Genomic DNA, 10,634 nt, shown 5'->3' on the forward strand with positions numbered 1-10,634 from the left:
GTTTGCGGCGGCCGGCTCTGTTAGCGACTTCCCGCTGGTGCCAGGTCCCGCACGATGGTGCTCGCTGCCCGTCGACCCTCGGGAACCGGGGCCAGCACGTACACGTGGAAGGCACCCTTGGCCACTTCCAGCCGTACCGGGACCCCGGCAGCCTCCAGCCGGTCCCGCAGCTTCACGGCATCGGGGTGGAGGATGTCTCGGGTGCCGACGTAGATGGCGACCGGCGGCAGCCCCGCCAGGGGGCCGTTGAGCGGGCTGAGCCGGAAGTCGGTGGGGTCGTCGCCGCCGGACCACGCCTTCGCGACCTCTAGCAAGCCCACCCGGCTCAGCCAGGGGTCGCGGCGCTGCACCCGCAGGATGTCTGGGTTGGACAGCGTGAGGTCCAGCCATGGAGAGAGCAGGACGAGCTGGCGTGGCTGGGGCAGCCGCGCTGCCTGCAGGCTCTGGGCGAAGCCCAGCGCCAGGCCGGCCCCGGCGGAGTCACCGACGACGCTGACGCCCACGCCGTCCGAGCCCCCCGCGCGGGCTTCCGCGTCATCGCTGCCGAGGTCGCCCAGGAGGTCGCGGTACACGTCGATGAGCAGCGGATAGGCCTCGCGGTAGGTGTGTTGCGGTGCGAGCCCGTAGATCGGGACCTCGGCCCGCGCCCCGGCTTCTACCAGCCGGGCGATGAAGGACCAGTGCTGCGAGGTGATCTCGTTGATGTACGACCCGCCGTGTAGGTACAGCACCGCGTGCGTGAAGTCCCCACCGGGGGGAGCGACGGTGTAGCAGGTGAAGTCCCCGACGCGTCGCTCCGAGACGGCGTACCTCGAGGTGATCTCCTCCGGCGGCACGGAGGGTCCCTTGGGCCTAGCCATGCGCTGGCGAGCGCGCTCGGCCGTCGCCATCCTCGGCTTCCTGGTCGCCCGCAGCAGTAGCGCCAGGGTCTGCATCTGCCAGCTAGCCATGGTCCCGGTCCTTCCGCTCACCGCCGGGGCGGCTCGTCTCGATGCCCGCGGCGAGAGGGGCGGAGCCGGGGCACTGGAAGGTTGTCACGGAGACGGGGGAGGCTCGTCGACACCCTCGATCTGACGGGTCCGGTCGACGAGCTCCTTGATCATGTCGATCGCGCCCGGTGAAAGCTCCTTGGCCCGCAGGGCGATGTGACGGATCCCGGCGTCCCGCATGGCCTCGAGGAGCTCGAGCTGCGCGTCGATCTTCGCGGCAAGCTCGTCGTCGAAGAAGTAGGCAGGGCTGACCCCGAAGAACTGAGCGATGCCTTCGAGGTGCCGCTTCGTGGGGTTGTCCTTGACCCCGGTACGCAAGGCGTGCAGGTAGCTGGCCGAGACGGTGGGGCCGCCGTTGTCCTCGATCGCCTTGGAGACCTCGCGGTAACTGAACTCGTCCCGGCCACGCGGGTGCACCGTCCGGAAGAGCCGGTCGATCTTCCTGGCGAGCTCGCCTGGATCGTCGCTGTCGGCCACCGTCCACCTCTCCCCGGAAGCCGGACTCTAGCGGCACGCGTCCTGGGCGGCGTGGCAACCCGCCTCGCTCACCCCGCTCTCAACCTCTCGTCGCGGAGGCTCAGCGCCAGGGCTGCCCGCCACGGAACGGCCCAAGTTGCTAGCGCTCAGTTACTGTCCTCTGGTGAGGACAGGAGTTAGGGTGATGTCCTCCGCTCGCCCAGAGCCCTCGTTCGCCGAGGCAGCTACCAGGAGGTCGACCGCATGTCACAGCCGCGGCCCGACTCGAGGCAGCCGACGAGCCTTGCGCGTCCTGCTACCAGTCCGTGGATTCGCGACCGTTGCGCGTCGGGCCGACTCGTCGCGGACACCAGCCGCGGCGCGTCACTACCTGCGGCTTCAGGTCCCTTGGCGCCGCAGCCCCATGTCCCGACGCCGGACACCATCCATCAGCTCCCTCGCCATCCGACGCGGGAGACAGCGGCACCCTGGTGGCTCGGAGTGCACGGAGGCGCCGGTGAGACGACACTCGCGCGGCTGCTGCCCGGCTCCGCCGCCGCCGGACACGCGTGGCCGCAACCCGCGCCAGGTCTCGATGCTGCGGCTGACGCCGAACTGGCGGGTGCCGCGGCGCGCGGTGCTGCAGCACCAGCGCCGATGCCCGTGGTGCTCGTCGCGCGCAGCCACTGGACCGGCCTGCGAGCCGCTCAACTCGCCGCTACCGACTGGGCTTCCGGACAAGTCAGCGGCGTCGACCTCCTCGGGCTCGCAATCCTCGCGGACGCGCCCGGCAAGCGACCGCGGGCGCTCAAAGACCTCGTAGCCCTCGTCGCCGGCGCGGTGCCTCGCACCTGGCACCTGCCCTGGGTCGAGACCTGGCGCATCGCCGAGGGGACCAGCGAGGCGGCTGCACCGAAAGAGGTCCGTCGCCTGCTCACGGACGTTCGGACGCTCCTTACCGCCACACCCAACGCGCTCATGGCGCAGGACCGAAAGAGGTAGGAACGTGATCTCTGCTCAGTTCCCACACGCGCCGATGCTCATCGCCGGCGTCCCCGACCCGGGCACCGGTGTCGCCCCTCCGGGGTCGGAGGGCTTCCTGACGATCCTGCAGTGGGCAGCGAACATCGGTCTGGGCCTCGGCGTCCTCGGCGTCATCGTGGCCGGCGCCATGATGGCCGTCGCCTCCCGCCGAGGCGAGGGCCAGGAGCACGGCTCCCGTCTGATGTGGGTCCTCGCCGGTTGCATCGTCATCGGCTCCGCGTCGGGGCTTGTCACCGCGGTCGCCTGACCGCATCCCATCAGCACCTACCTAGCCAGCGGGGAGGCAGTCCCACATGAGCGACAGCACCGTGGACACGGAGGAGCGCCGAAGCCCCTGGACGAAGCGGGGCTACATCGCCTCCGCAGTGGTCGTCGCGCTGATCGCGGTGCTCGCGGTGGTCCTTCTCCTGACGCGCCCCTCCAAAGAAGACACGGCCGCGCCGCCTCCCGCCACGACGTCGACGCCGTCCGATTCGACGACGCCCACCGCTGACGACGCCGACGCCAGCGTGTGCGGGTTGCCTGCGGGCGCTCAGGACGTCCCCACGTCGCCGCCCCCAGGCACGGCGTGGGAACTCGTGGGAGGCGTGGCTACGCCTACCGCACCTGAGATTCACGGTCCCGGAAACGTGAACGCTGGCCTGCGCAGCTGCTTCGCAGAGTCGCCGGTCGGCGCGCTCTACGCCGCAGTCAACTTCGTCGCTTCGGCCAGCGACCCCGAGCTTCGGGCCCAGGCCGTCAGCGAGCTCACTGCGCCCGGAGAGGGCCGGGACCGCGCCGTCGCCCAGGTGCAAGGCCCGCAGCCCTCGTCGGGCAACCGGATCCAGCTGGTCGGCTTCACCTTCCTCAACTACAGCCAGGACGCGACCACCATCGACTTGGCGTTCCGGAGCGGCAACGGGGGCCTGGCGCACCTGCCCCTCTCGCTGCAGTGGGTCGAGGGCGACTGGAAGGTGGACCTGCCGGCCAGCGGCGAAGTCTTTCCGGGGATCGGGCCGATCCCGGACCTGACCGGCTACGTCCCGTGGGGCGGCGCCTGATGCTGCCCGATTGCGGTCTCGATCCCACCTGCTACATCGGCGACGCCGCGGCGAGCGTGGTGGGCGACGCGATCCAGAACATGGCTGACGCGGTCCTTGAGGGCGTAGGTACGGCGCTGGCGTCGCTGGGGTCGGTGTGGGTGAACGTCGGGACGCCGAACCTGACGACGTTGACGGGGGGTTCTCGGCCGACGGATGCGGTGGCGTTCCTGCAGGAGTCGCTGTGGTGGTACATGGCCGCGGCCGCGGTGCTGGCCGTGGTCGTGGGTGGGGCGCGGATGGCGTGGGAGCAGCGCGGCTCGGCGGGGCGCGAGCTGGTCAAGGGGCTGATGACGCTGAGCGTGGTGTCCGGCGCCGGGCTGACCGGTATCGCCCTGGCGGTCACGGCGGCGGACGGGTTCTCCACCTGGATCCTGGAGCGGTCGACGACCGGCACCGACTTCGGTTCGAACATCGTGGCGATGATCGGGCTGAGCGCCGCGGCCGCGCCGACGCTGGGGCCGCTGATCGTGATCATCCTGGGGTTGGTCGCGATCGTGGCCTCGTTCGTGCAGGTCATGCTGATGGTGGTGCGCGGCGGGATGCTGGTGATCCTGGCCGGCGTCTTCCCGCTCTCGGCGTCGTTCACCTCGACCGAGATGGGCCGGGCCTGGTTCAAGCGGTGCCTGGGGTGGCTGCTGGCGTTCATCCTCTACAAGCCCGCGGCCGCGGTGGTGTACGCGACCGCGTTCCGGCTCACCGGCTCGGACGTGTTCGGCGACGACGGGCTGACCAACGTGCTGACCGGCGTGGTGCTGATGATCCTGGCGCTGGTGGCGCTGCCGGCGCTGATGCGGTTCGTGACGCCGATGGTGGCCGCGACCGCCGGCGGCAGCGCCGGCGCGGTCGTCGCGGCCGGCGCGATGGCCGCGATGCCCACCGGCGCACTGCCGATCGGCGCCCGCTCGAGCAGCGGTGCTGGTGGCGGTGCAGGTTCGGGGGGCGGGTCGGTCCCGCGGCAGAGCGGCGGACCCGGCGGCTCGGGCCCGTCCGGGCCGTCCGGGTCAGCTGGTTCGGGTGGGCCCTCGGGCGCCGACAGCTCGACCGGCACCGGCTCGGGTTCTGCCCGCGGTGCGGGCCGCACCAGCCCGTCCGGGTCCTCGAGCACCCCGTCCGGCAGCGCGCCCAGCACCGCTGTAGCCAGCGCCTCGGGCTCTGGGGCCGGCGCCACAGCCGGCGGCGGGGGTGCTGCCGGCGGCGCTGCTCCTGGTGGGGCTGCTGCCGGTGGGGTTGCTGCTGGTGGGGCTGCGGTGGCCGCGGGACCTGTCGGTGCGGCGGTGCTCGCTGCGGGCGCGGCGCGGGGAGTTGGGGGAGCCGGCCTGGCAGCGGCTCAGAGCGGCGTGGCGGTGGCGCGGGCCGCCGCTGAGGACTCGACGGGGAACGCGACCGGAGCGGTGCGCTCGGTGGGGGAGGGGGGCCCGAGTGGCAGTCGTTGATCAGGTGGGGCAGAGGGCGGGAGGTCGGGTTCCGCGGACGTACGGGAACTGGCGTCGGCCGCAGACCGCGGGCCTGGGCGCGTTGGGGATGCTTGGCACGCTGATCCTGCTGGTGGGGATGGTCGTGGTGATCCTCACGATGATGGTCGTCGGCTGGGTGCAGGCCCTGGCCGTGGCCCTCGTGCTGCTGGGGTTCCTCGGGCTGTTGGTGTTCAAGGACCGGCACGGGCGTTCCGGGCTGGTCCGGATCGCCGGGCGGGTGGCGGCGTGGCGGGTGCGCTCGGCGGGGGCGCACCTGTACCGGTCGGGGCCGCTGTCCCGGGTGCCGTGGGGCACGTTCCAGCTGCCCGGCCTGCTGGCGGCGTCCCGGCTCAGTGAGTGGCGCGACTCGTACGGACGCCCGTTCGCGCTGCTGCACGTGCCGGCGACGAACCACTACTCGGTCGTGCTCGCGACGGAGCCGGACGGGGCGGCGCTGGTCGACCCCGAGCAGGTCGACGCCTGGGTCGCCGCGTGGGGGGCCTGGCTGAACAGCCTGGGCAGCGAGCCCGGCCTGGTCGCGGCGGCGGTGACGGTGGAGTCCGCGCCGGACTCCGGTGCCCGGCTGCGCCGTGAGGTGGCGATGAACGCCGACCCGCAGGCGCCGGCGCTGGCCCAGGCGATGCTCCGCGAGGTCGTCGAGGTCTACCCGGAGGGCTCGGCCACCGTCCGCGCGTGGATCGCGCTGACGTTCACCGGCGCCAACCGCAGCACCGGGCGGCGCAAGGACGACCGGCAGATGGGCCTCGAGCTCGCCTCCCGGCTGCCGGGGCTGACCCACGCCCTGCACGCCACCGGCGCCGGCGCCGCGCGCCCGGCCTCGGCGCAGGAGCTGTGCGAGGCGGTGCGCATCGCCTACGACCCGCCCGCCGCCCGGCTGATCGACGCCGCGCACGCCGCCGGCGAGACGACCGAGCTGGGCGAGCGGCTGCGCTGGGCCGACGCCGGGCCGGTGTTCGCCGAGGCGCACCGCGACTGCTACCTGCACGACGCGGCGGTGTCGGTGACCTGGACGATGACCGGCGCCCCCCGGGGCGTGGTGCAGTCCGGGGTCCTCGCGCAGCTGCTGGCGCCGCACCGCGAGCTGGACCGCAAGCGGGTCACCCTGCTGTACCGGCCGTTCGACCCGGCCCGCTCCGCGCGGATCGCCGAGCAGGACAAGCGCAACGCCGAGTTCAAGACCACCGCCACCAACCGCCCCTCCGCCCGAGTCGTGGCGGAGCTGCGCTCCACCACCGCCACCGCCGAGGAGGAGGCCCGCGGGCACAACCTGATCAACTTCGGGCTGCTGGTCACCGCCACCGTCGCCGACGTCTACCGGCTGCCTGAGGCCACCGCCGCGGTCGACAACCTCTCGGCCACCGCCCGGCTGCAGCTGCGCCCCGCCTACGGCTCGCAGGACTCCGCGTTCGCCGCCGCCCTGCCCCTCGGGCTGGTCCTGCCCGCTCACTCCAAGGTGCCCGCCGAGATCAGGGAGTCGCTATGAGGATGTGGGAAGGCGCAATCCAAGCCAGCAGCCACCCCCGCGACACCACCGTCATCAGCACGAGCACCAGCACCACCGGAGGCGTTCCCGACCCCTCGCCAGCGCAGCAACTGGCCCGCCGCCTTAGCCGCCCCGTCGGCGGCGAGGACGACGCACGGGACGCCGCGCGGAACGACGCCCGCGCAACTCGTCGGGTCCGCCGACGCGCGGGCTCTGATGCGGGCGGCATAAGCAACGCGACCTCGCGTCCGGCTCCGCGTCCGGCTCCGCGTCCGGGGCCTCGTGGGTGGCCGGGGCGGGGGCGCGGGAGCTCCCCGTACGTGCAGACCGTGGACGAGTGGCGCGGCACGACCGCGCAGGTGTGCGGGCTGTGGCCGTTCGCCGCCGGCACCGGCTCGCCGATGGTGGGGGTGCCGATCGGCACCACCCTCACGTCGGGGGCGACGCTGTGCTGCGACCCGATCTCCTGGTTCCAGCGCGCGAAGCTGATCTCCAACCCGTCCGCGTTCGTGCTCGGCAAGCCCGGCCTGGGCAAGTCCACGGTCGTGCGCCGCATGGCGCTCGGGCTGATCGGCTACGGCGTGCAGCCCCTCGTGCTCGGCGACCTGCGCCCGGACTACGTCGAGCTGATCCGCGCCGTCGGCGGGCAGGTCATCACCCTCGGGCGGGGCCGCGGGCACCTCAACGTCCTCGACCCCGGCGAGGCCACCGCCGCCGCCCGCCGCCTGACCGGCACCGCCCGCCAGGCGGTGCTCGCCGACGCCCACGGTCGCCGGCACGCCATGGTCTCCTCGCTCATCACGATTACCCGCTCCGCGCCGCCGTCGGACCGGGAGGAGACGATCCTCGACCGCGCCCTGCGCGTCCTCGACGCCCGCCACCCCTCGAGTTCCGGCGGCACCGGGGCACGGGGTGTGCCGGTGCTGGCGGACCTGCTGCGAGTGGTGCAGGAGGCGCCGGAGGACGTGCGTCAGGTCGCTTTGGACCGGGGCAGCCTGTCGCGGTACCAGGAGATCACCGAGGGCCTGGAGGCCACCCTGATGGGCCTGGTCGGCGGCGGCCGGTTCGGGACGATCTTCTCCGAACCGACCAGCGTGCCGATGCGCCGCGACCGCCCCGTCGTCTTCGACGTCAGCAGCATCGACGACTCCGAGATGGACTTGCAGGCCGCGTTGCTGCTCGCGTGCTGGTCCGCCGGGTTCGGCGCGCTGAACATCGCCAACGTCCTCGCTGACGCGGGGCTGGAGCCGCGCCGGCACTACTTCGTCATCCTCGACGAGCTGTGGCGCGCGCTGCGCGCCGGGAAGGGCATCGTCGACCGGGTCGACGCCCTGACCCGGCTCAACCGCGGCCGCGGCGTCGGCATGGCGATGATCACTCACACCATGAGCGACCTGCTCGCCCTCCCGACGGAGGCGGACCGGATGAAGGCCCGCGGGTTCGTCGAGCGCTCCGGCATGGTGATCTGTGGCGGGCTGCCCTCGGCGGAGATGCCGATGCTCAACTCCGCGGTGCCGTTCTCCCGCGCCGAGCAGGACCTGCTCGTCGGCTGGACCGCCCCACCAGCGTTCGACGCCGTCGCCGGGCAGGAGACCGACCCGCCCGGCCTCGGCAACTTCCTGGTCAAGGTCGGCGGCCGCCCCGGCATCCCCGTCCACGTCGCCCTCACTTCGGTAGAGCAGCACCTCAACGACACCAACCGCCTCTGGCACCAGGCCTCGCGCTCGGCACCGGTGAGCGAGTCCGGCGAGTCCGGCGAGTCCGGCGAGTCCGACGCCAGCGCCGAGGGCACGAGCGGTGGCGCGGCCAGCGAGCAGCACGTCAGGCAGGACCAGGCCCTGCACCCTCTGGCCGAGGTGATCGACGACGTCGCCCGTGAGGACGGTCTGCCCGACGTCAACTCCGAATCCGCTGCCGGTCTCACTGCCCAGCCGGAGCAGCAGGCGCGGCTCGTTGCCGACGTGCGCGACGCCCGCCGCCTTCGCGACGGCGCCGGCGGCGCCGGCGGCGCCGGCGGCGCGGGCAGCGCCGGCGGCGCGGGCAGCGCAGACAGCCGGGGGAGCAGGGCGTGAGCTCGACGTCGAAGCGTTCGGGTGCGGGCTGGAACCCGCAGACGCAGCTGCTGGCCTGCGGACTGGCGCTGCTGGCGGTCACCGTCGGCCCGCTCACCCTGGCCGCGCATCTGAGCAACCGCCTCGAGGCGGACCCGCAGGCCCGCCAGGACCTGCCGGGCAACCCCGCCGAGCTCGTCACCGGCCTGGCCCGCAGCACCATCGCCTGGCCCGCGGCGGCCACGGAGGTGCTTGCCGCCCTCGCCGCCGGGGTGCTCGTCCTGGGGGTCCTCGCCGCGGTGCTCCTCACCCGGGCCCGGCGGACCCGCTCGAGGGTGGACGTCGCGGCCCGGTACATGGGCCGCGGCCGCGACCTCGGCGACCTGGCCGGCAAGGCCGCCACCGCCAAGGCCGCCCGCCTCCGCGTCACCAACCCCAGCGGCTCTGCCGGCCCCGCCGGCACGGCAGCCGCCCCCGGCCTGGCGGTCGCCCGCACGATCGCCGGTGGGCAGACCCTGTACCAGGGGTGGGAGGACGTCGCGGTCGATATCTGGGGCCCGCGCACCGGCAAGACCACCTCCCGCGCCGTCCCGGCGCTGCTCGCCGCCCCCGGCGCCGCGGTGGCCACCTCGAACAAGCGCGACCTCGTTGACGCCACGAGGGACCTGCGCGCCGCCCACGCTGGGGGAGCGGGGGAGGTGTGGGTCTTCGACCCACAGGACGTCATCGGCGAAGCAGGATCTGCAGGGGGAGCGGGGCCGTCGTGGTGGTGGAACCCCCTGTCGTATGTGGTCGACGAGGTCAAGGCGGCGATGCTGGCCGGGGTGTTCACCGCTGCGGCGCGTGAGCCCGGCGCGCGGACCGACGCCTACTTCGACCCGCGCGGTGAGCAACTGCTCGCCGACCTGCTGCTCGCCGCGGCCCTGGCCGGGCGGGACCTGACCCAGGTGTACCTGTGGCTGACCCGACCCACCGACGACGAGCCCGCCGCGGTCCTGCGCGAGCACGGCTACCCGCTCAACGCCGCCAGCGTCGAGGAGGCGGTCAACATGTCGGAGAAGCAGCGCAGTGGCGTCTACGGCACCGCGCAGAAGACCGTCGCGTTCATGACCAACCGCCAGGCCATGCGCTGGGTCACCCCCAGCAGCACTGCCGGCGGCGGCAGGGGAGCAGCAGGGGAGCGGGCCTGCGCCAGTGACACCAGCCGGCGTCGGGAGTTCGACCCGGCCGCGTTCGTCCGCTCCGCCGGCACCCTGTACAGCCTGTCCAAGGAGGGCAGCGGCTCCGCCGGCCCGCTGGTCACCGCGCTGACCGTCGCCGTCTGCGAGGCCGCCGAGGACCTCGCCAAGCGGTCCCCTGGCGGCAGGCTGCCGGTGCCGATGGTGTGCGTGCTCGACGAGGCCGCGAATGTGTGCCGGTGGCGGGACTTGCCCAACCTCTACAGCCACTACGGCTCGCGCGGGATCGTGCTCATGACAATCCTGCAGTCCTGGTCCCAGGGCGTGCAGGTGTGGGGCCGCGAGGGGATGCGCAAGCTGTGGTCCGCGGCCAACGTAAAGGTGTACGGCGGTGGTGTGCACGAGCGGGAGTTCCTGTCCGAGCTGTCGGAGCTGATTGGGGACTTTGAGCTGGCTGCGACGTCCACGTCGCACAGCCGCTCCGGGCGCTCCACGAGCCGATCCAGCCGTCGTGAGCGGGTGCTGGACGTCGCCGACCTCGGCGCGCTGCCCAAGGGCCGCGCCGTGGTCATCGCCTCCGGCGCCCGGCCCACGCTGGGCCGCACGTTGCCGTGGATGGACGGCCCACATGCCGGGGCGGTCGCGGCATCTCTCCGGGCCCACGACCCGGCCGTCGAAGACACCCTGGCCGAGGCGATGGACTCCCTGCGCGACGTGGCCCACCGCGAGGCCACCGCATCCGTCGGCGTGTCCGTCGCCAGGTCGTCGAGGTCGTCCAGGCCTGTCAGGCCGTCTGGGTCGTCCGGGTCATTGGGGTCGTCCGGGTCGTCCGGGTCGTCCGGGTCGTCCGGGTCGTCCGGGTCGTCCGGGTCGTCC

Annotated in this window: 8 protein-coding genes and 1 pseudogene; 7 read left to right on the forward strand and 2 right to left on the reverse strand. The window is 73.3% G+C overall.

What is annotated here, in order from left to right:
- Positions 1-20 precede the first annotated feature (20 nt).
- Positions 21-836 (reverse strand): alpha/beta hydrolase, encoded by an 816-nt coding sequence (locus D5H78_RS18855; protein ID WP_218566809.1) that lies wholly within the window; start codon positions 834-836, stop codon positions 21-23.
- 198 nt (positions 837-1,034) lie between these two features.
- Positions 1,035-1,466, reverse strand: coding sequence for an XRE family transcriptional regulator (locus tag D5H78_RS18860; RefSeq protein ID WP_119952061.1), 432 nt, complete (start codon positions 1,464-1,466; stop codon positions 1,035-1,037).
- Between the two features lie 636 nt (positions 1,467-2,102).
- Between D5H78_RS18860 and D5H78_RS18865 the strand changes: the two genes are divergently transcribed.
- The 7 genes and pseudogenes from D5H78_RS18865 to D5H78_RS18895 form a co-directional block, all read left to right on the forward strand.
- On the forward strand, positions 2,103-2,447 hold the full coding sequence (locus D5H78_RS18865) for a DUF6668 family protein (protein WP_119952062.1): 345 nt from the start codon (positions 2,103-2,105) through the stop codon (positions 2,445-2,447).
- A gap of 4 nt (positions 2,448-2,451) precedes the next feature.
- Positions 2,452-2,736 (forward strand): hypothetical protein, encoded by a 285-nt coding sequence (locus tag D5H78_RS18870; protein ID WP_218566810.1) that lies wholly within the window; start codon positions 2,452-2,454, stop codon positions 2,734-2,736.
- Positions 2,737-2,782: 46 nt separating this feature from the next.
- Positions 2,783-3,529: a DUF8175 domain-containg protein gene (locus D5H78_RS18875; protein ID WP_119952064.1), complete on the forward strand. Its 747-nt coding sequence runs from the start codon at positions 2,783-2,785 to the stop codon at positions 3,527-3,529.
- The gene (locus tag D5H78_RS18880) at positions 3,514-5,004 is read left to right on the forward strand and encodes a TrbL/VirB6 family protein (RefSeq protein WP_119952065.1); all 1,491 of its coding nucleotides are present in this window, start codon (positions 3,514-3,516) and stop codon (positions 5,002-5,004) included. The genes D5H78_RS18875 and D5H78_RS18880 overlap by 16 nt, the downstream gene beginning before the upstream one ends.
- Positions 4,991-6,529 (forward strand): SCO6880 family protein, encoded by a 1,539-nt coding sequence (locus tag D5H78_RS18885; RefSeq protein ID WP_425472983.1) that lies wholly within the window; start codon positions 4,991-4,993, stop codon positions 6,527-6,529. The genes D5H78_RS18880 and D5H78_RS18885 overlap by 14 nt, the downstream gene beginning before the upstream one ends.
- Positions 6,530-6,756: 227 nt before the next feature.
- Positions 6,757-8,253, forward strand: a pseudogene (locus D5H78_RS18890) (ATP/GTP-binding protein); the annotation flags it as partial.
- 344 nt (positions 8,254-8,597) lie between these two features.
- The coding region (locus tag D5H78_RS18895; RefSeq protein WP_218566812.1) for a type IV secretory system conjugative DNA transfer family protein at positions 8,598-10,634 on the forward strand (2,037 nt) is incomplete at its 3' end.

Source organism: Vallicoccus soli (assembly GCF_003594885.1).
Taxonomy (GTDB): domain Bacteria; phylum Actinomycetota; class Actinomycetes; order Motilibacterales; family Motilibacteraceae; genus Vallicoccus; species Vallicoccus soli.